The 17,771-nt window shown below is 59.4% G+C and carries 24 protein-coding genes and 1 tRNA gene; 23 read left to right on the top strand and 2 right to left on the bottom strand.

Annotation, left to right across the window (positions count from 1 at the left end; translation table 11 throughout):
* Nucleotide 1: 1 nt before the first annotated feature.
* From rplF to AC07OO_RS08020, 20 genes are all read left to right on the top strand, one after another.
* A complete protein-coding gene (gene rplF, locus AC07OO_RS08115; protein ID WP_495081537.1) occupies nucleotides 2–535 on the top strand; it encodes a 50S ribosomal protein L6 in 534 nt (177 codons plus the stop codon).
* Nucleotides 536–546: 11 nt separating this feature from the next.
* Entirely contained in the window at nucleotides 547–912 is a 366-nt protein-coding gene (rplR, locus tag AC07OO_RS08110; protein WP_326529997.1) for a 50S ribosomal protein L18, read from the top strand.
* 17 nt (nucleotides 913–929) lie between these two features.
* Nucleotides 930–1,454: a 30S ribosomal protein S5 gene (gene rpsE, locus AC07OO_RS08105; protein WP_495081536.1), complete on the top strand. Its 525-nt coding sequence runs from the start codon at nucleotides 930–932 to the stop codon at nucleotides 1,452–1,454.
* Between the two features lie 14 nt (nucleotides 1,455–1,468).
* Nucleotides 1,469–1,651, top strand: a complete 183-nt coding sequence (gene rpmD / locus AC07OO_RS08100; protein WP_315487710.1) for a 50S ribosomal protein L30 — start codon at nucleotides 1,469–1,471, stop codon at nucleotides 1,649–1,651.
* A gap of 13 nt (nucleotides 1,652–1,664) precedes the next feature.
* Nucleotides 1,665–2,096, top strand: a complete 432-nt coding sequence (gene rplO, locus AC07OO_RS08095; protein WP_495081535.1) for a 50S ribosomal protein L15 — start codon at nucleotides 1,665–1,667, stop codon at nucleotides 2,094–2,096.
* Nucleotides 2,097–2,119: 23 nt separating this feature from the next.
* Nucleotides 2,120–3,430, top strand: a complete 1,311-nt coding sequence (gene secY, locus AC07OO_RS08090) for a preprotein translocase subunit SecY (protein WP_495081534.1) — start codon at nucleotides 2,120–2,122, stop codon at nucleotides 3,428–3,430.
* Nucleotides 3,431–3,446: 16 nt separating this feature from the next.
* On the top strand, nucleotides 3,447–3,665 hold the full coding sequence (infA, locus tag AC07OO_RS08085) for a translation initiation factor IF-1 (RefSeq protein WP_007869286.1): 219 nt from the start codon (nucleotides 3,447–3,449) through the stop codon (nucleotides 3,663–3,665).
* Nucleotides 3,666–3,725: 60 nt separating this feature from the next.
* Nucleotides 3,726–3,839, top strand: a complete 114-nt coding sequence (rpmJ, locus tag AC07OO_RS08080; protein WP_012348927.1) for a 50S ribosomal protein L36 — start codon at nucleotides 3,726–3,728, stop codon at nucleotides 3,837–3,839.
* Between the two features lie 24 nt (nucleotides 3,840–3,863).
* The gene (rpsM, locus tag AC07OO_RS08075) at nucleotides 3,864–4,229 is read left to right on the top strand and encodes a 30S ribosomal protein S13 (RefSeq protein WP_114972516.1); all 366 of its coding nucleotides are present in this window, start codon (nucleotides 3,864–3,866) and stop codon (nucleotides 4,227–4,229) included.
* Between the two features lie 19 nt (nucleotides 4,230–4,248).
* On the top strand, nucleotides 4,249–4,653 hold the full coding sequence (rpsK, locus tag AC07OO_RS08070; protein WP_209394006.1) for a 30S ribosomal protein S11: 405 nt from the start codon (nucleotides 4,249–4,251) through the stop codon (nucleotides 4,651–4,653).
* 90 nt (nucleotides 4,654–4,743) lie between these two features.
* A complete protein-coding gene (rpsD, locus tag AC07OO_RS08065; RefSeq protein ID WP_495081533.1) occupies nucleotides 4,744–5,367 on the top strand; it encodes a 30S ribosomal protein S4 in 624 nt (207 codons plus the stop codon).
* Nucleotides 5,368–5,477: 110 nt separating this feature from the next.
* Complete coding sequence (locus AC07OO_RS08060; protein WP_209394008.1) at nucleotides 5,478–6,467, top strand: DNA-directed RNA polymerase subunit alpha; 990 nt, start codon at nucleotides 5,478–5,480, stop codon at nucleotides 6,465–6,467.
* Nucleotides 6,468–6,548: 81 nt separating this feature from the next.
* On the top strand, nucleotides 6,549–6,944 hold the full coding sequence (gene rplQ / locus AC07OO_RS08055) for a 50S ribosomal protein L17 (protein WP_495081532.1): 396 nt from the start codon (nucleotides 6,549–6,551) through the stop codon (nucleotides 6,942–6,944).
* Between the two features lie 18 nt (nucleotides 6,945–6,962).
* Nucleotides 6,963–7,039: transfer RNA gene (locus tag AC07OO_RS08050), tRNA-Met, on the top strand.
* Between the two features lie 313 nt (nucleotides 7,040–7,352).
* A complete protein-coding gene (locus AC07OO_RS08045; RefSeq protein WP_495081531.1) occupies nucleotides 7,353–8,528 on the top strand; it encodes an ABC transporter substrate-binding protein in 1,176 nt (391 codons plus the stop codon).
* A 175-nt stretch (nucleotides 8,529–8,703) separates the two neighbouring features.
* Nucleotides 8,704–9,576 carry a branched-chain amino acid ABC transporter permease gene (locus tag AC07OO_RS08040; protein ID WP_495081530.1) on the top strand — a complete coding sequence of 291 codons (873 nt, stop codon included), beginning with the start codon at nucleotides 8,704–8,706 and terminating at the stop codon, nucleotides 9,574–9,576.
* Complete coding sequence (locus AC07OO_RS08035) at nucleotides 9,576–10,565, top strand: branched-chain amino acid ABC transporter permease (protein ID WP_495081529.1); 990 nt, start codon at nucleotides 9,576–9,578, stop codon at nucleotides 10,563–10,565. The genes AC07OO_RS08040 and AC07OO_RS08035 overlap by 1 nt, the downstream gene beginning before the upstream one ends.
* Nucleotides 10,562–11,413 (top strand): ABC transporter ATP-binding protein, encoded by an 852-nt coding sequence (locus AC07OO_RS08030; RefSeq protein ID WP_495081528.1) that lies wholly within the window; start codon nucleotides 10,562–10,564, stop codon nucleotides 11,411–11,413. The genes AC07OO_RS08035 and AC07OO_RS08030 overlap by 4 nt, the downstream gene beginning before the upstream one ends.
* On the top strand, nucleotides 11,406–12,149 hold the full coding sequence (locus tag AC07OO_RS08025; RefSeq protein WP_495081527.1) for an ABC transporter ATP-binding protein: 744 nt from the start codon (nucleotides 11,406–11,408) through the stop codon (nucleotides 12,147–12,149). Before AC07OO_RS08030 ends, AC07OO_RS08025 begins: the two co-directional genes overlap by 8 nt.
* A gap of 89 nt (nucleotides 12,150–12,238) precedes the next feature.
* Nucleotides 12,239–13,156, top strand: coding sequence for an NAD(P)-dependent oxidoreductase (locus AC07OO_RS08020; RefSeq protein ID WP_495081526.1), 918 nt, complete (start codon nucleotides 12,239–12,241; stop codon nucleotides 13,154–13,156).
* Between the two features lie 15 nt (nucleotides 13,157–13,171).
* On the opposite strand, the gene AC07OO_RS08015 is transcribed toward AC07OO_RS08020, so the two are convergent.
* A complete protein-coding gene (locus AC07OO_RS08015) occupies nucleotides 13,172–13,552 on the bottom strand; it encodes a tautomerase family protein (protein WP_495081525.1) in 381 nt (126 codons plus the stop codon).
* Nucleotides 13,553–13,641: 89 nt separating this feature from the next.
* Here AC07OO_RS08015 and AC07OO_RS08010 point away from each other — a divergent pair, with 89 nt between their 5' ends.
* Nucleotides 13,642–14,499 (top strand): LysR family transcriptional regulator, encoded by an 858-nt coding sequence (locus AC07OO_RS08010; RefSeq protein ID WP_495081524.1) that lies wholly within the window; start codon nucleotides 13,642–13,644, stop codon nucleotides 14,497–14,499.
* 14 nt (nucleotides 14,500–14,513) lie between these two features.
* Here AC07OO_RS08010 and AC07OO_RS08005 read toward each other — a convergent pair whose 3' ends face one another.
* Nucleotides 14,514–15,299 (bottom strand): IclR family transcriptional regulator domain-containing protein, encoded by a 786-nt coding sequence (locus AC07OO_RS08005; RefSeq protein ID WP_495081523.1) that lies wholly within the window; start codon nucleotides 15,297–15,299, stop codon nucleotides 14,514–14,516.
* Between the two features lie 139 nt (nucleotides 15,300–15,438).
* Between AC07OO_RS08005 and pobA the strand changes: the two genes are divergently transcribed.
* Together pobA and AC07OO_RS07995 are read left to right on the top strand one after the other, a co-directional pair.
* On the top strand, nucleotides 15,439–16,623 hold the full coding sequence (gene pobA, locus AC07OO_RS08000) for a 4-hydroxybenzoate 3-monooxygenase (RefSeq protein ID WP_495081522.1): 1,185 nt from the start codon (nucleotides 15,439–15,441) through the stop codon (nucleotides 16,621–16,623).
* Nucleotides 16,624–16,823: 200 nt separating this feature from the next.
* Nucleotides 16,824–17,282, top strand: coding sequence for a MarR family winged helix-turn-helix transcriptional regulator (locus AC07OO_RS07995; protein ID WP_495081521.1), 459 nt, complete (start codon nucleotides 16,824–16,826; stop codon nucleotides 17,280–17,282).
* Nucleotides 17,283–17,771 lie beyond the last annotated feature (489 nt).

Below are 17,771 nucleotides of genomic sequence, written 5' to 3'. Positions count from 1 at the left end.
AATGTCCCGTGTAGGTAAACTTCCCGTTACTGTCCCCGCTGGTGTGGATGTCTCTATTCAAGGCAGCCAAATCAGTATCAAGGGTACAGGCGGTACTTTGCAATTGACACTGAACCCCCTGGTGACGGTGGCCAGTGACGCTGGCAAGCTGAGCTTCAAGGCGGCCAATGAGTCCCGCGAAGCCGATGCCATGTCCGGCACCATGCGCCAATTGGTGAACAACATGGTGGTCGGTGTGACCAAGGGTTTCGAGAAGAAGCTGAGCCTGGTTGGCGTGGGTTACAAAGCCCAGGCAAGCGGTGCCAAGCTGAATCTGGCTGTGGGTTATTCGCACCCCGTCAACTTTGACATGCCCGCTGGCATCACGGTTGCGACACCCACCCCGACCGAAATCCTGATCAAGGGTGCCGACCGTCAGCGTGTGGGTCAAATCGCCGCTGAAGTTCGTGCTGTTCGTCCGCCAGAGCCTTACAAGGGCAAGGGCATCCGCTATGCGGACGAAAAGATCACGATCAAAGAAACCAAGAAGAAATAAGGAGCTGCAACATGTTGACCAAAAAAGAGCAGCGTCTTCGCAGAGCCCGTCAAACTCGCATCCGCATTGCTACGCAAGGCGTTGCGCGTTTGACCGTGAATCGTACCAACTTGCACATCTACGCCAGCGTTATCTCTGGCGACGGCGGCAAGGTGTTGGCTGCAGCCTCCACGGCCGAACTCGAAGTTCGCAAGGCCCTGGGTGCGGCGGGCAAGGGTGGCAATGTTGCCGCGGCCCAAATCATCGGCAAGCGTGTGGCGGAAAAGGCCAAGGCTGCTGGCGTGGAAAAAGTCGCATTTGATCGTTCAGGTTTTGCGTACCACGGCCGCGTCAAGGCGCTGGCCGATGCGGCACGTGAAGCTGGCTTGCAGTTCTAAGCAGATCGGAATACAGAATGGCTAAAGTTCAAGCGAAGATGCAGGGTAAGGCTGAAGGGCCTGAAGACGGCCTGCGCGAAAAAATGATCGCGATCAATCGCGTCACCAAAGTGGTTAAGGGCGGCCGTATTCTCGGTTTCGCAGCTCTGACCGTGGTCGGTGATGGCGAAGGTCGCATCGGTATGGGCAAGGGCAAGTCCAAAGAGGTGCCTGCAGCCGTGCAAAAGGCTATGGAAGAAGCCCGCCGCAACATGATCAAGGTTTCGCTGAAGAATGGCTCCATCCACCACCAGGTGAAGGGCCACCACGGCGCAGCCAATGTGATGATGGCTCCGGCACCCAAGGGTACGGGCATCATTGCCGGCGGTCCTATGCGCGCCGTGTTCGAAGTAGTGGGTATCACCGACATCGTGGCCAAGAGCCATGGTTCGACCAACCCCTACAACATGGTCCGTGCTACCTTGGACGCGCTGTCGGTGTCGACAACGCCTTCCGAAGTGGCGGCCAAGCGTGGCAAGACTGTTGAAGAACTCTTCGTCTGAAAGCGAACTTCAAAATGACAACACAACAAACCGTAAAGATCCAATTGGTGCGTAGCCCGATTGGTACCAAAGAGTCGCACCGCGCTACCGTGCGTGGTCTGGGCCTGCGCAAGCTGCGCAGCACCAGCGAACTGGTGGATACACCGGAAGTTCGCGGCATGATTAACAAGATCAGTTATCTGGTCCGAGTGCTCTAAGAGGTCGATGATGATGGAACTCAATAGCATCAAGCCAGCCGATGGCGCCAAGCATTACAAGCGCCGTGTTGGTCGTGGTATCGGCTCTGGTATCGGCAAGACTGCAGGTCGTGGCCACAAGGGACAAAAGTCCCGCGCAGGCGGCTACCACAAGGTCGGCTTTGAAGGCGGTCAGATGCCTATGCATCGCCGTTTGCCCAAGCGCGGTTTCAAATCGCACTTGCTGCAATTCAATGCCGAAATCACACTGACCAATTTGGAAGTGTTGGGCCTGGCAGAAGTCGATCTGCTGACACTGAAGCAACAAAAGCTGGTTGGCCAATTGGCCAAGGTGGTCAAGGTTGTTAATACTGGTTCGCTGACCAAATCGGTCAAGCTGAACGGTATTGGTGCTACGGCTGGTGCCAAGGCAGCGATCGAAGCCGCTGGCGGTAGCGTCGCTTAAGTCAAAACTTGAGAGAGAACTCAGTGGCAACTAACGGTGCTCAAATAGCAAAGACGGACAAGTTTGGTGACTTGCGTCGTCGGCTGGTGTTCTTGCTGCTCGCGCTGGTCGTGTACCGCGTGGGCGCGCACATCCCTGTGCCGGGCATTGATCCCACGCAGTTGCAGCAGCTGTTCAAGGGCCAGCAGGGCGGTATCCTGAGTCTCTTCAACATGTTCTCGGGTGGTGCACTGTCCCGGTTCACGATTTTTGCCCTGGGGATCATGCCGTATATCTCGGCGTCGATCATCATGCAATTGTTGACCTACGTGCTGCCAAGCTTTGAGCAGTTGAAGAAGGAAGGCGAAGGCGGTCGTCGCAAGATTACCCAGTACACGCGCTACGGCACTTTGGGTCTGGCATTGTTTCAGTCGCTGGGTATCGCTCTGGCCCTGGAATCATCCGCCGGTCTGGTGATTTCGCCCGGTTTTGGTTTCCGCATGACTTCGGTTGTGACGCTGACCGCCGGTACGATGTTCCTGATGTGGTTGGGTGAGCAGATCACCGAGCGCGGTTTGGGCAACGGCATCTCGATCTTGATCTTTGGTGGTATCGCGGCAGGCTTGCCCAATGCCATTGGCGGTCTGCTGGAACTGGTGCGTACCGGTGCCATGAGCATTATTGTTGCTCTGGTGGTGGTCGTATTGGTTGCCTTGGTGACGTACTTTGTGGTGTTTGTTGAGCGTGGTCAGCGGAAGATTCTGGTGAACTATGCACGGCGCCAGGTTGGAAATAAGGTGTATGGCGGTCAATCCTCCCATCTGCCTTTGAAGTTGAACATGGCGGGTGTGATCCCTCCGATCTTCGCTTCCTCCATCATCCTGTTGCCAGCAACGGTTGCCAACTGGTTTAGCTCGGGTGATTCGATGCGCTGGCTGAAAGATATCGCCAGCACGCTGAGCCCTGGTCAACCGGTGTATGTGATGCTGTATGCCAGCGCTATCGTGTTCTTCTGCTTCTTCTACACCGCGCTGGTGTTCAACAGCAAAGAAACCGCCGATAACCTGAAAAAGAGTGGTGCGTTTATTCCTGGGATTCGTCCTGGTGACCAAACGGCAAAATATATTGATAAAATCCTGCTTCGCTTGACGCTGGCCGGTGCGATATACATCACTTTTGTGTGTTTGTTGCCAGAGTTTTTGATTCTCAAATACAACGTGCCGTTCTACTTCGGTGGTACCTCACTGTTGATTATTGTTGTGGTGACCATGGATTTCATGGCCCAGGTCCAGAACTACATGATGTCCCAGCAATACGAATCGCTGCTGAAGAAGGCTAATTTCAAATCTTCTTGAGCGACAGCGGTTTCATATGTCAAAGGATGACGTAATTCAGATGCAGGGTGAGGTGGTAGAAAACCTCCCCAACGCGACATTTCGCGTCAAGCTGGAAAACGGTCATGTAGTGTTGGGGCATATCTCCGGCAAGATGCGGATGCATTACATCCGAATCCTGCCTGGCGATAAGGTCACAGTGGAATTGACCCCGTACGACCTGAGTCGTGCGCGGATTGTGTTTAGAGCAAAGTAAATAGCGCATGTTCCGCGCGAATCGAAGTCGGAACGGAGCGAAGGGTTTTAGGAGAGAAATATGAAAGTTTCGGCTTCGGTCAAGAAAATTTGCCGCAACTGCAAAATCATCCGACGCAAGGGCGTTGTGCGCGTGATCTGTACAGATCCACGCCACAAGCAGCGTCAGGGTTAATTGCAAGAGTTTTAGAGGACGAAAATGGCACGTATCGCTGGCATCAACATTCCGCCGCAACAGCATTCCGAGATTGGCCTGACCGCCATTTTTGGTATCGGTCGCACCCGCGCTCGCAAGATCTGCGAAGCCTGTGGCATTGCATATTCCAAGAAGGTCAAAGATTTGACTGACTCTGATCTGGAGAAAATCCGCGATCAGATCGCTCAATTCACCATCGAAGGCGATTTGCGTCGTGAAACCACGATGAACATCAAGCGTTTGATGGACATCGGCTGCTACCGCGGATTCCGCCATCGCCGTGGTCTGCCCATGCGCGGTCAACGTACCCGCACGAACGCCCGTACCCGCAAAGGCCCGCGTAAGGCTGCTGCGTCATTGAAGAAATAACAGGGATTGAGAGACCACCATGGCAAAAGCTCCCGCCAATAACGCCGCCCAGCGCGTTCGCAAGAAAGTTCGCAAGAATGTTGCCGACGGCATTGCACACGTGCACGCTTCGTTCAACAACACCATCATCACGATCACCGATCGCCAAGGCAATGCGTTGTCCTGGGCTTCGTCCGGTGGTCAAGGGTTCAAGGGCTCCCGCAAGTCCACTCCGTTTGCTGCCCAGGTAGCTTCCGAAGTGGCTGGCCGCGCCGCTCTGGACCAAGGTATCAAGAACCTTGACGTTGAAATCAAGGGTCCTGGTCCTGGCCGCGAATCTTCCGTTCGCGCGCTGGCGGCACTGGGCATTCGCATCAACATGATTGCTGATGTGACACCCGTTCCGCACAACGGCTGCCGCCCTCAAAAGCGCCGTCGTATCTAATAGTCGTTTTTTTAACAAGCCCACCGCCACCGGCAAACGCTGGTGGCTCCCGCATTTCTGATGCGGAAGATGACATAAAAGGAAGATCAAGTGGCACGCTACCTCGGCCCCAAGGCTAAACTTTCCCGCCGCGAAGGCACCGACCTGTTCCTGAAGAGCGCCCGTCGCGCTATCGGTGACAAGGCCAAATTCGACTCCAAGCCCGGCCAGCACGGCCGCACTTCGGGTGCTCGCACCTCCGACTACGGTCTCCAACTGCGCGAAAAGCAGAAGGTCAAGCGTATGTACGGCGTGCTGGAGCGCCAATTCCGCCGCTATTTCGAAGAAGCCGACCGCCGCAAGGGCAACACCGGTGCCAACCTGTTGTTCCTGTTGGAGTCCCGCCTGGACAACGTCGTGTACCGCATGGGTTTCGGTTCCACCCGCGCTGAAGCGCGTCAGATGGTGTCCCACAAAGCGATCACCGTGAACGGCAATTCGGTCAATATCCCTTCCTACATGGTCAAGGCCGGCGACGTGATTTCCGTGCGCGAAAAATCCAAGAAGCAAAACCGTGTGGTTGAAGCTTTGCAATTGGCGCAACAAGTCGGTATGCCTGCATGGGTTGAAGTCAGCATTGAAAAAGCCGAAGGCACTTTCAAGACTGTCCCCGACCGTGACCAGTTTGGCGCAGACATCAACGAATCGTTGATCGTCGAGTTGTATTCACGCTAATCATCGCGTCTGAATTGTTGAAATCGTTCCTTGGCCGTGGGGCACCGCAGTCAAGGTGCTTCACCAGCCTTACCGACGTAACGAGTCGGGGGTATTGAGAGGAAGTCTGCATGCAAAATAGTTTGCTAAAACCCAAGTCCATCAGCGTTGAGCAACTTGGCACTAACCGTGCCAAGGTCGCTCTGGAGCCTTTTGAGCGTGGCTACGGCCACACGCTGGGCAATGCGTTGCGCCGCGTGTTGTTGTCTTCCATGCCCGGTTTCGCGGCTACCGAAGTGACTATTGCCGGTGTCTTGCACGAGTACTCCTCTATCGACGGCGTTCAAGAAGACGTCGTCAATATCCTGTTGAACCTGAAAGGTGTGGTCTTCAAGTTGCACAACCGCGACGAAGTCACGCTGAGCCTGCGCAAAGATGTTGAAGGCTTGGTAACAGCCGCCGACATCCAGACACCGCACGACGTGGAAATCATCAACCCCGGTCATGTCATCGCCAACCTGTCGCACGGCGGCAAACTGGATATGCAGATCAAGGTTGAAAAGGGTCGCGGCTATGTGCCCGGCACCATGCGTCGCCACGCTGATGAGCCCAACAAGTCTATCGGCCGCATCGTTCTGGACGCGTCGTTCTCGCCCGTCAAGCGCGTGAGCTATACCGTCGAAAGCGCCCGTGTCGAACAGCGTACCGATCTGGACAAATTGGTTGTCGAAATCGAAACCAACGGTGCCATTTCTGCTGAAGACGCAGTGCGTGCTTCTGCCAAGATTTTGGTGGAACAACTGGCAGTGTTCGCACAGCTGGAAGGCAGCGAACTGGCCGCATTCGATGCGCCCGCACCACGTGGTAACACGCAATTCGATCCTATCCTGCTGCGTCCCGTGGATGAGCTGGAACTGACCGTGCGTTCCGCCAACTGCCTGAAGGCCGAAAACATCTACTACATCGGTGATCTGATCCAGCGCACCGAGAACGAGTTGCTCAAGACTCCTAATCTGGGTCGCAAGTCGCTCAATGAAATCAAGGAAGTCTTGGCTTCCCGCGGTCTGACACTGGGTATGAAGCTGGAAAGCTGGCCACCCGCAGCGTTGGAAAAGCGTTAATTTTTTCGAACCTCTAAGGGGTTCAACGCAAAGGGCAGTACCTGACACGGCTGCCCATTTAAAACTCAAAGGAAATCTACCATGCGTCACGGACACGGACTACGTAAACTCAACCGCACCAGCTCTCACCGCCTGGCGATGCTGCGCAACATGATGAATTCGCTGATCGAGCACGAAGTCATCAAAACCACAGTGCCCAAGGCCAAGGAACTGCGCCGCGTGGTTGAGCCCATGATCACTCTGGCCAAAGAGGCCACTGTTGCAAACCGCCGTCTGGCATTTGACCGCCTGCGCGACCGCGACAGCGTGACCAAGCTGTTCGATACACTGGGTCCCCGTTTCAAGGCCCGTCCCGGCGGCTACACCCGTATTTTGAAAATGGGCTTCCGCGTTGGTGACAATGCACCCATGGCTTTGGTCGAATTGGTTGATCGTCCTGCTGAAGTTGAAGTAAATGCTGAAGCTGCTGCAGAATAAGCTATAATAGAAGGCTACCGCGCGATGGAGCAGTCTGGTAGCTCGTTGGGCTCATAACCCAAAGGTCGGAGGTTCAAATCCTTCTCGCGCAACCAAATCAGTAAGCGGTCTCCGCTGACAGTAAACGCCCACTACTAAGTGGGCGTTTTGCTTTGTGGCGTCAGCATGCACCATGCAGGGGGGGGCGTTGGGAATACCAAACCTCTCAACCCGCCAACACCCGTTCAACACGCCTCTTCCTATTAGCTTCCTCCATCCTCCGCGGACACCGCGTGACGCTGATTGGCGCTGCCCAAGCTATTCACTATTGCTATAACAAGGAGTCACAAATCCCTATTGCATGGGTTGGGCTTTGCAAGCATAGTTGCGATAAGCCAAAACATGCTTCCCAAAATCCGGAGACTCACGATGCACAAGAGACAGGTATTGAAGGCGGTGGCCCTTGTGGTTACTGCGTTGGCAGCTACACAATCCATAGCGGCCGATGGCGACACCTTCAAGATCGGCTTGATCCTGCCCATGACCGGCCAGCAGGCCAGCACCGGCCGCCAGATCGAGGCGGCTGCCAAGCTTTACATGGCGCAAAACGGTGACACCGTGGCCGGCAAGAAGATCCAGCTCATCATCAAGGACGACACCACGATTCCCGACGTGACTAAGCGCCTGGCGCAGGAGCTGGTCGTCAACGACAAGGTGAATGTGTTGGCTGGTTTTGGCATCACGCCGGCAGCCTTGGCCACCGCACCGATCGCCACGCAATCCAAGACGCCGATGGTGGTCATGGCCGCAGCCACCAGCAGCATCACGCAGGCCTCGCCCTACATCGTGCGCACCAGCTTCACGCTGGCGCAGGCCGCGGTTGCGATGGGCGACTGGGCGCCCAAGAACGGCATGAAGAAGGTGGTCACGCTGGTCAGCGATTACGGCCCGGGTATTGATGCCGAGAAGTATTTCATCGAGCGCTTGCTGTTGAATGGCGGCCAGGTGGCAGACTCCCTGCGCGTACCCATGCGCAACCCAGACTTTGCGCCGTTTTTGCAGAAGGTGCGGGATCTGAAGCCCGACGCCTTGTTTGTGTTTGTGCCCTCCGGCGCCGGTGCCGCGGTCATGAAGCAGTTTCTGGAGCGCGGCATGGACAAGGCCGGCATCAAGCTGATCGGCACGGGCGACGTGACGGATGACGACCAGTTGAACGACATGGGTGATGGCGCGCTGAACGTGGTTACCTCGCACCACTATGCGGCGGCCCACCCGTCGGCCCTCAACAAGAAGTTTGTCGAGGCTTTTCAAAAAGCTAACAAGGGTATGCGGCCCAACTTCATGGCGGTCGGTGGTTATGACGGCATGCGTGTGATCTACGAAGCGTTGAAGGCCACCAAGGGGCAGGGTGGTGGCGATGCTTTGCTGGCGGCCATGAAGGGTCAGATTTTTGAGAGTCCACGTGGGCCGATGTTTATCGACAGCCAGACGCGGGACGTGGTGCACAACATCTATCTGCGCAAGGTGCAGCGGCTGGATGGGCAACTGCACAACGTGGAGTTTGATGTGATCAAGGATGTCAAGGATCCTGGGAAGAGTAAGTAACCTGGTTTTGCGCGCACGTTTTGCCCGGCGACTGGGCAAAGCGCTGCGGTTTTGGGGTGAAATCACGCGCGACTGCTGTCTGTGCGCGCTGAGAGGGTTGGCCGCACGCCTTCCACCCCAAAGCCCGGTCACTTTACCCAATCACCATGCAAAACTCTCCTTCGGCTGACTCTTTATGTTGACCATTCTCTTTGACGGCATTGCCTATGGCATGCTGCTTTTCATACTCGCGGTGGGCCTGGCCGTGACCATGGGGTTGATGAATTTCATCAACCTGGCGCACGGTGCGTTTGCCATGGTCGGCGGTTACATCACCGTGTTGCTGATGCAAAAGTGGGGCGTACCGTTTCTGGTGTGCTTGCCACTGGCGTTTATCGGTTCCGCGTTATTGGGTGCCGTGCTGGAGCGCACCTTATACCGGCCGCTGTACCACAAGCCGCATTTGGACCAGGTGTTGTTCTCCATCGGCCTGACGTTCATGGCGGTGGCCACGGCCGACTATTTCATTGGCTCCAGCCAACAGATCGTGCAACTACCTGAATGGCTCAAGGGCCGCACCGAGCTGGGTGAGGGCGCTTGGATGCTGGGCATGGGCCACTACCGTCTCTTCATCATTGCTGTGTGTGCGGCGCTGACCGTGGCTTTGCAGTACGTGCTGACGCAAACCCGTTTTGGCAGCCGCCTGCGCGCCGCAGTGGACGATCAGCGTGTGGCGGCGGGCCTGGGCATTAATGTGAACTGGGTGTTTCTGGGTACCTTTGCCGTGGGCTCGGGCTTGGCCGGTCTGGGCGGTGCGTTGGGTGCCGAGGTGCTGGGCCTGGACCCCAGCTTTCCGCTGAAGTTCATGATCTACTTTTTGATTGTTGTCGCTGTCGGCGGCACGTCCAGCATCACCGGGCCGCTGTTGGCTGCGCTGCTGCTGGGTATTGCCGATGTGGCCGGCAAGTACTACATCCCCAAACTGGGTGGCTTCATTGTGTATAGCCTGATGATTGCCATTCTGGTGTGGAAGCCCCATGGCCTGTTTGTGCGCAAGGGGGGCAAGTGATGTCGAACCAAACCCCTTCGCAAAACATGCTGCTCAGCCGTGCGCGCTGGACCTGGTGGGAGCTGCTGCTGTGGGCGCTGGCACTGGCCTCGCCGCTGCTGCTGTCCAGCCATGCGCTCATCATCAACGAGATCGCCATCGTCGCGCTGTTCGCGCTGTCGCTGGACTTGATACTGGGCTACACCGGCATCGTGTCGCTGGGCCACGCGGCCTTCTTTGGCATGGGGGCCTACAGCGCGGCATTGTTTGCCAAGCATTTCATGCCCGACCCGTTGGTGGGTCTGCTGGTCGGCATGGGCACGGCGGGGCTGCTGGGCGCGCTGTGCAGCGCGACGATTTTGCGCGGTACCGATCTGACGCGGCTGATGGTCACGCTGGGTGTGGGGCTGATCCTGATGGAGTTGGCCAACAAGCTGGACTGGTTGACCGGTGGCGCCGATGGCCTGCAGGGTGTGGTCATGGGACCACTGCTGGGGCAGTTTGAATTCGATCTGTCGGGTCGCGTTGCCGCCTGGTATTCGCTGACGGTGTTGCTGCTGGTGTTTGTGCTGGCGCGGCGTTTTGTCAGCTCGCCGTTTGGCGCCACGCTGAAGGCGATACGCGACAACCGGCTGCGCGCCATGGCCATTGGCATCTCGGTCAACAGCCGCCTGGCCGTGGTCTACACCGTGGCTGCGATGCTGGCCGGTGCGGCGGGTGCGCTGTTGGCGCAGACCACGGGCTTTGCGTCGCTGGATGTGTTTGAGTTCCACCGCTCAGCGGACGTGATGCTGATCCTCGTCATTGGTGGCGTGGGCTGGCTGTATGGCGGCGTGGCCGGGGCCATTGTGTTCAAGCTGATGCAGGACGCGATATCCAGCATCACACCGCAATACTGGACCTTCTGGATTGGCTTGTTCCTTGTGGTGCTGGTGCTGGTCGGGCGTGAGCGGCTGATTCGCCCATGGACCTGGTTCGGCGCCAAGGGCAAGAAGGGCGGTGCCGCATGAGCGCAACCGTACTCTCCGCCAAAGGACTGGTCATGCAGTTTGGCGGCATCACCGCCACCAACAATGTCACGCTGGACCTGCACCAGGGCGCACGCCATGCGCTGATCGGCCCTAACGGCGCGGGCAAGACCACGTTGATCAATTTGTTGACCGGCGTGCTTCAGCCTTCATCCGGCAAGATCGTGCTGGAGGGCCAGGACATCACCACGCAGGCACCGCACCAGCGCGTGCGCCGCGGCATGGTGCGCACCTTCCAGATCAACCAGTTGTTCGACACGCTGACACCGTTGGAAACCTTGGCCATGGTGGTCTCGCAGCAGCAGGGCCTGGGTGGCAAGTGGTGGCAAACGCTGGGCAGTTCTGCCAAAGTGACCGAGCGCTGTGAGCAATTGCTGGAACAGTTCCACCTGACCACCGTGATGGCGCAAGAGACCCGCGTGCTGGCATACGGCAAACGCCGCCTGCTGGAGATCGCCATTGCACTGGCCTGCGAGCCACGGGTGCTGCTGCTGGACGAACCCGTGGCCGGTGTGCCGGCGGGCGAACGGGAAGAGTTGCTGCAGACGGTTGCGGCGCTGCCGGCCGATGTATCCATTTTGTTGATCGAGCATGACATGGACTTGGTGTTCAGCTTTGCCAAACGCATGACGGTGCTGGTCAATGGCACGGTGCTGACCGAGGGCGACCCGGACCAGATCGCGAATGATCCGCGCGTCAAGGCGGTGTACCTGGGGCATGGCGAAGAAGAGGGATGCCACACCGCCGGGCCGCCCCAAGGTGAGGCAGCCCCCTCGGGGGGCAGCGCAGCACACGCAGTGGCAAGCGTGGGGGTGAAATCCAATGGCTGAGCTATTGAAGGTCGAAGGACTCAGTGCGGGTTATGGCGAGGCCGTCGTCCTGCATGGCGTATCCCTCTCCATCAACGCAGGGGAAACGCTGGCCCTGCTGGGCCGCAATGGCACGGGCAAGACGACACTGATCAACACGCTGGCCGGCGCCACGCGCCAGCATGCGGGCAACATCGCGTTGGGCACCTCGGAATCGTTGGGTGTCGTTGCCCTGCACAAGCTCCCATCGCATGAACGCGCTGCAGCCGGCATAGGCTGGGTACCGCAGGAACGCAATATCTTCAAGTCGCTGACGGTCCACGAGAACCTGACCGCCGTGGCCCGCCCGGCGCGCCCGGGCCGTGCGAGCAGCCCATGGACGCCGGAGCGTGTCTACGAACTTTTCCCCCGCCTGGCCGAACGCAAGACCAACCTGGGCACACAACTCTCGGGCGGCGAGCAGCAGATGCTGGCCCTGGGCCGCGCGCTGGTTCTGAATCCCATGCTGCTGCTGTTGGACGAACCCTGCGAAGGCCTGGCGCCCATCATCGTGCAGGAGTTGCTGCGCGCCATACGCCGCATCACGCGCGAGGAGGGGCTGTCCGCCATCATCGTGGAGCAGCACCCGCAGGCGATACTGGCGATATCGGACACGGCCGCCGTGCTGGACCGCGGCACCGTGGTGCACAGCGGCACGGCGCGTGGTTTGCTGGAGCAGCCGGCGCTGCTGGACAAGCTGCTGGGGGTGGCGCGCTGATTTAGCGTTGCTCCTGATTTAATAGCAAACGATGCATATTCCACGAGGGCTGGCGCCGAATTTCTTATAAGGCATAGGCGGGAAACACCATGGGCATCCAACACATAGGCATGGTCGGCTACGGCGAAGTCGGCAAGATTTTTGCGGCGGGGCTGCTCAGCCAGGTGGCCCAGGTCAGCGCCTGGGACACCCAGTTTGACCCCGAGGCCACGCCTGTCAACCCGCGCAATGCGGCACTGGCCCACGCTGCGCAGGCGGGTGTGCGGGCCAGCACATCCCTGCAAGACCTGTGCGAGGGGGGTGTGGACTGCATCATCTCCGCCGTCACGGCTTCCAATACGCTGGCCGTCGCGCAAGCGGCCGCACCCCATATCCGCGTGGGCACCGTCTTTCTGGACCTCAACTCCGCATCACCCGGCACCAAGCAGCAGGCCGCTGCTTTGATCGATACGGCGGGCGGCCACTATGTGGAGGCCGGTGTCATGACCTCGGTGCCGCCCTACGGCCTGCGCGTGCCCATGCTGCTGGGTGGCGCGCACGCGGCGGCCTTGGCCGATACGCTGAATGGCTGGGGTATGGATGCCAAGGCGGTCGCCGCCGAGATCGGCGTGGCCTCCGCCATCAAGATGTGCCGCAGCGTCATGATCAAGGGGCTGGAGGCGTTGGTCATCGAGAGCTACACCACCGCCCGCCACTACGGTGTGGAAGACCACATGATCCCCACGCTGATGGAAACCTTTCCGTCCATAGACTGGCAGCAGACCGGCGCCTATTTCTTCAGCCGCGTGGCCCAGCACGGCAAGCGCCGCGCCGAGGAAATGCGCGAGGCCGCCAATACGGTGCAAGAGGCCGGCTTTGAGCCGTGGATGGCAACGGCCATTGCCGGCAAGCACGACTGGGTGGCGCAACAAAGTGCCGCTGGTGTGTTCCAGGACTTGCCCAAAGGCGCGCCCTGGCAGGACTACGCCGACCGGCTATTGGCCGCGCGCGATACATCCAAGCGCTGACACCGCCTGCGCGCCTCACGCATATTGCGCGAGGCCGTGACCGAAGGACCAGTTCTCTTTCACGACCTCAACCAGGTTCACAAACACGTCCTCTGGCCGGATACCAGGTTTTTCACCCAGCAACTCCGCTATCCGCTTGAACAGCGCCTTCTTTTGTTCCACCGTGCGCGTGTTGTTCGCAGTGATCTGTATGAACACCAGATCGTCGCTGCGCGCAATGCCCAGGTACGACGCGTTGTAGCAAAAGTTCGCGGCCTCATGCTCGGTGATGGTCATGAACTGGTCGTCTTCGGGCACGTTGAAGGTTTCGCGCAGCGCACGGTACAGGCTGTCAAAGATGGCCTGCCGGTAGGCCTCGGGCTTTCCGGCGCGCAGCGAAATGTGGGCGAGTGGCATGGCGATCCTTTCGACGGGGGTGTTGGGCTGGCCTTATGGTATCTATTTTGATATGCTATTGATTTGTATATCAGTAATAAAAAAATGAAATGATTGAACGCCCCCTCGACCTGGATGCCGTCCAGGCTTTCATCCGCATTGCCGAGCTGGGCAGCTTCACGCAGGCCGCAGACGCGATGGGGACGACACAGGCCGCAGTCAGTCTCAAGCTCAAGCGCCTGGAAGACCGGCTGGGATGCAGGCTCGTCGAGCGCACGCCCCGGTCGGTGCAGCTCTCGGCGCGGGGTGTGGCCTTCCTCGAGCATGCCCGCGAACTGCTGGAAGTGCACGACCGCGCCCTCCATGCTTTTGCCGCAGCCCGCCAGCGCTTGACCATCGGCATCAGCGACCATGTGGCGGGGCCGGACCTTGCCACGTTGATCGCACGCATGAATGCACAAGACCCGCAGCTGCTGATCGAAATCCGCATAGCGTCCTCGGGCGACCTGTTGCAAAGCTTCGACCGGCGGGAGCTCGACACCGTGATCGTGCGCCTGCATGCCGGGCGCAGCGACGGTGAGGTCCTGACCGAAGAGCAATTTGGCTGGTTCGCGGCGCCCCACTGGCAGCACCGCGCGGGCGAGCCCTTGCCCATGGCCAATATGGCCGAGCCCTGCGGTGTGCGTGCGCTGGCCGGCCAGTTGCTGGACCAGGCGGCCGTGCCCTGGACCGAAATTTTTGTCGGTGGTGGCGTGGCGGCGGTTGCGGCGGCCGTCATGGCCGGGATTGGTGTGGCCGCATTGGCACCGCGCATGCTGCCCTTTGGCGCGGTGGATGTGGGGTCCAAGCTTGGGCTGCCGGAGTTGCCGCGCCTGCCGGTTCTGCTGCATACGCGGGTCAAGGATGGCCGGGCGCGCGATGCGCTGGCCGCCCTGGCGGCCGCGTTCAGGAGTGCAGTGCGGGTCTAGCCAAGGGCCTTGCCTTACAGCAGCGGCCGCAATTCCCGCGCTGCATCCAGCAGCAAGGGCAGCAGATCCCGCTGCATGGCCTGCGTGGACAAGCGGCTGTGCGAGGCCACGGTGTTCAGTGCCGCTACCGTGTCGCCCTGGTTGTTGCGCAGCGGCACGGCCAGCGCATGCACGCCCAGCTCGTGCTCTTCGCTGCTGAGGCAAAAGTCCTGCTTGCGCACGGTGTCAATCAAGGCGCGGAACGCCTTGGGTTCGGTCGTCGTCAGCGGGGTCAGCCGGGCCAGATGGCGCCCTTTCATCCACGCACTGAACGCGGCCTTGGTCTTGGCCGCCAACAGCACCCGCCCGGTGGACGTGGCGTGCGCCGGCAGACGGGCGCCCATGTGCAGGCCGTAGGCAATGACGCGGCCCGTGGGCGTCTCGGATGTGTTGCGGTCATTGCCGCTGCGCGCCACGATGACCACCTCGTCGCCGTCCAGCACCACGGCCGAGAACGACTCCTGCGCTAGCACCGCCAACCGATTCAGCGTGGGCTGTATCGCGCGCGGCAGCCGGCTCGATGCCAGGTAGCTGCCCGAGAAGCGCAACACCTTGGCCGACAGCCAGTAGTAGCTCCCATCGGTTTCCAGATAACCCAGGTGCGCCAGCGTCAGCAAATGGCGGCGCGCGGCGGCGCGGGTGATGCCGGCGCGCTCGGCGGCCAGCGTGGCGTTGAGCCGCTGGCGCTCGGTGTCAAAGCTCTCCAGCACCGCCATGCCCTTGGCCATGCCTTCGATGAAATCCGCCTTGGCAATCGTCATGGGTACTTGTGATTTCTTTGCGCGGTGATCGCACAATAGGTGCAATCATCGCACAAACAATGGTGCGCGGCGCAGACAAAGGGTGCGCAGAGTCCTAAGCTTGTACCCATACCGATCATCAGTCACACCACCTACACGTATGCGAACACAAGTCGCCATCATCGGCGCCGGCCCCTCGGGGCTTCTGCTGGGCCAACTGCTGCACAAGGCCGGCATTGACACCATCATCCTGGAACGCCAGAGTGGCGACTATGTGCTGACCCGCATCCGCGCCGGCATTCTGGAGCAGGTCACCACCGACCTGGTGGACGAAGCCGGTGTGGGCGCACGCATGCACCGCGAGGGCCTGGTGCATGGCGGTTTTGAGATGCTGTTCGACAACCAACGCCACCGCATCGATCTGCAAAAATTGACCGGCGGCAAGAGTGTCATGGTCTACGGCCAGACCGAGCTGACCCGTGACCTGATGGAGGCGCGCAGCGCCGCCGATCTGCCCACCGTGTACGAGGCCAGCAACGTGGCGGTGCACGACTTCGACGGCAAACAGCCGCGTGTGACCTATGAGAAGGACGGCCAGTCCTTTGAGATTCACTGCGACTTCATTGCCGGTTGCGACGGCTTCCATGGCGTGTGCCGCGCCAGCGTGCCACCATCGTCCATGCAGGAGTTCGAAAAGGTCTACCCCTTTGGCTGGTTGGGTCTGTTGTCCGAAACACCACCGGTGCACGATGAACTGATCTACGCCAACAGCCCGCGCGGCTTTGCGCTGTGCTCGCAGCGCAGCCACACGCGCAGCCGCTACTACCTGCAGGTGCCGTTGACTGAAAAAGCCGAAGCCTGGAGCGACGATGCGTTTTGGAACGAGCTGCGCCTGCGGTTGGACCCACAAGGCCGGGACCAACTCATCACCGGGCCATCGATAGAAAAAAGCATTGCCCCGCTGCGCAGCTTCATCACCGAGCCCATGCGCTTTGGCCGCATGTTCCTGGCCGGGGATGCGGCCCACATCGTGCCGCCAACCGGTGCCAAGGGCCTGAACCTGGCGGCCACCGATGTCAAGTTCCTGTCCCAAGCCTTCATCGCGTTTTACAACGACAAGACCGAAGCTGGTATTGATGGCTACTCGGCGCGCTGTCTCAAGCGCATCTGGCGCGGCGAACGTTTCTCGTGGTGGTTCACGCAGCTGATGCACCGTTTTCCCGATGACGGCGCCATGGGTGCGCGTTTCCAGCAGGCGGAGCTGGATTACCTGCTGCACAGCGAAGCCGGCGCGCGCACCATTGCCGAAAACTACGTGGGCTTGCCGCTGGATTTTGGCAACTGACGAGCTATGTAGAAGGCCCAGTATCAATATACCTATATCGGGGTTATTGCGTCTGTCTGGATGGCATTCAGAATAGAATATGCTTGTAGCCCCCGTGTAATAATAAAACTTAGCTATAAAAATAGTAGCAACTACCAGGGAATATCACCGTGGTCCGTGGCCGTATGTCCCCCCAATACCCCGTGGGGCAAAATCCCGCCATGACCTCTGCAGAGAACATTCCGCCCAACTTCAAGCTCCACGACGAGCCCGGTCACCTGATCCGCCGCGCTCAGCAGATTGCGGTGGCCAAGTTCCACGAAGTGCATGGCCGCCATGTCACGCCCATCCAGTACGCCATCCTGCGCACCTTGCATGAGACGCCAGGCGTGGACCAGGTGACGCTGGCGCAGCTGATCGCGCTGGACACCTCCAGTACCGCCGACATAGCAACCCGGCTGGAGGCCAAGGGCTGGATACTGCGCGAGGTGCTGCCACGGCGCCAGCGCAGCCTGTCGCTGACACCGGAGGGCGCTGCGGTGTTGGCGGACATGCGCCCGGGCATTGAGCAGATGTATGTCGGAATGATGGACAGCCTGGATACTGCCGAGCAACGCGAATTCATGCGCCTGCTGCGCAAGTTTGTGCATTTGAACGACCAGCAGGGCCAGACTAACTAGCGCCCATGGACCGTGTGCGTTTTTGGCGCACGCTCGCAGCAGGCATGGGGTGGCCGTTCTGCTCCGTGTCCCCCGCCCTTCGGACTCCTCCTTTACCTGCGCAGAACAGCCACCCCATGCCTGCTGCTTGAAGTTTGGCTTGCTAACGCTGGTACGCCGAGACCAACGTGGGACCGTTGATACGAACGGGTTTTTCTCCCATCCGATCGGTGCAAACCCAGCCGCGCCATATCAGTCGGGCAGTGGGTTTTGCGCAGGTAAAGGAGGAGCCCGCGCAGCGGGCGGGGGACACGGAGCAAAACCCGCTGCCCGACTGATACCAACGCCACCACTGCGCGCTCCCGACCCTAACGAGCAAGGGTTAATACCAACCCCAAAGGGCTATCCTTCCGAACAGTCATTCCGTACAATGAATATCATTCAGTATACTGAATATAAACCACACTAGCGCCCAAACCCAACCGTAAACCACCGGACGGTTTCACCCAA

This window comes from Rhodoferax sp. GW821-FHT07G04, assembly GCF_059418585.1.
Note: the sequence above shows the minus strand (reverse complement) of the source record. Positions and strands in the feature narration are given on the sequence as shown.

What these genes read in the sequence shown, in the direction of transcription:
- rpsM (WP_114972516.1), top strand. Translation starts at nt 3,864, where the DNA reads ATGGCACGTATCGCTGGCATCAACATTCCGCCGCAACAGCATTCCGAG.
- AC07OO_RS08040 (WP_495081530.1), top strand. Translation starts at nt 8,704, where the DNA reads ATGTTGACCATTCTCTTTGACGGCATTGCCTATGGCATGCTGCTTTTC.
- AC07OO_RS07995 (WP_495081521.1), top strand. Translation starts at nt 16,824, where the DNA reads ATGACCTCTGCAGAGAACATTCCGCCCAACTTCAAGCTCCACGACGAG.
- rpsK (WP_209394006.1), top strand. Translation starts at nt 4,249, where the DNA reads ATGGCAAAAGCTCCCGCCAATAACGCCGCCCAGCGCGTTCGCAAGAAA.
- rpmD (WP_315487710.1), top strand. Translation starts at nt 1,469, where the DNA reads ATGACAACACAACAAACCGTAAAGATCCAATTGGTGCGTAGCCCGATT.
- AC07OO_RS08060 (WP_209394008.1), top strand. Translation starts at nt 5,478, where the DNA reads ATGCAAAATAGTTTGCTAAAACCCAAGTCCATCAGCGTTGAGCAACTT.
- rpmJ (WP_012348927.1), top strand. Translation starts at nt 3,726, where the DNA reads ATGAAAGTTTCGGCTTCGGTCAAGAAAATTTGCCGCAACTGCAAAATC.
- rplF (WP_495081537.1), top strand. Translation starts at nt 2, where the DNA reads ATGTCCCGTGTAGGTAAACTTCCCGTTACTGTCCCCGCTGGTGTGGAT.
- AC07OO_RS08035 (WP_495081529.1), top strand. Translation starts at nt 9,576, where the DNA reads ATGTCGAACCAAACCCCTTCGCAAAACATGCTGCTCAGCCGTGCGCGC.
- AC07OO_RS08045 (WP_495081531.1), top strand. Translation starts at nt 7,353, where the DNA reads ATGCACAAGAGACAGGTATTGAAGGCGGTGGCCCTTGTGGTTACTGCG.
- AC07OO_RS08030 (WP_495081528.1), top strand. Translation starts at nt 10,562, where the DNA reads ATGAGCGCAACCGTACTCTCCGCCAAAGGACTGGTCATGCAGTTTGGC.
- AC07OO_RS08015 (WP_495081525.1), bottom strand. Translation starts at nt 13,552, where the DNA reads ATGCCACTCGCCCACATTTCGCTGCGCGCCGGAAAGCCCGAGGCCTAC.
- rplO (WP_495081535.1), top strand. Translation starts at nt 1,665, where the DNA reads ATGGAACTCAATAGCATCAAGCCAGCCGATGGCGCCAAGCATTACAAG.
- AC07OO_RS08005 (WP_495081523.1), bottom strand. Translation starts at nt 15,299, where the DNA reads ATGACGATTGCCAAGGCGGATTTCATCGAAGGCATGGCCAAGGGCATG.
- pobA (WP_495081522.1), top strand. Translation starts at nt 15,439, where the DNA reads ATGCGAACACAAGTCGCCATCATCGGCGCCGGCCCCTCGGGGCTTCTG.
- rplQ (WP_495081532.1), top strand. Translation starts at nt 6,549, where the DNA reads ATGCGTCACGGACACGGACTACGTAAACTCAACCGCACCAGCTCTCAC.
- AC07OO_RS08010 (WP_495081524.1), top strand. Translation starts at nt 13,642, where the DNA reads ATGATTGAACGCCCCCTCGACCTGGATGCCGTCCAGGCTTTCATCCGC.
- infA (WP_007869286.1), top strand. Translation starts at nt 3,447, where the DNA reads ATGTCAAAGGATGACGTAATTCAGATGCAGGGTGAGGTGGTAGAAAAC.
- AC07OO_RS08020 (WP_495081526.1), top strand. Translation starts at nt 12,239, where the DNA reads ATGGGCATCCAACACATAGGCATGGTCGGCTACGGCGAAGTCGGCAAG.
- rplR (WP_326529997.1), top strand. Translation starts at nt 547, where the DNA reads ATGTTGACCAAAAAAGAGCAGCGTCTTCGCAGAGCCCGTCAAACTCGC.
- AC07OO_RS08025 (WP_495081527.1), top strand. Translation starts at nt 11,406, where the DNA reads ATGGCTGAGCTATTGAAGGTCGAAGGACTCAGTGCGGGTTATGGCGAG.
- rpsE (WP_495081536.1), top strand. Translation starts at nt 930, where the DNA reads ATGGCTAAAGTTCAAGCGAAGATGCAGGGTAAGGCTGAAGGGCCTGAA.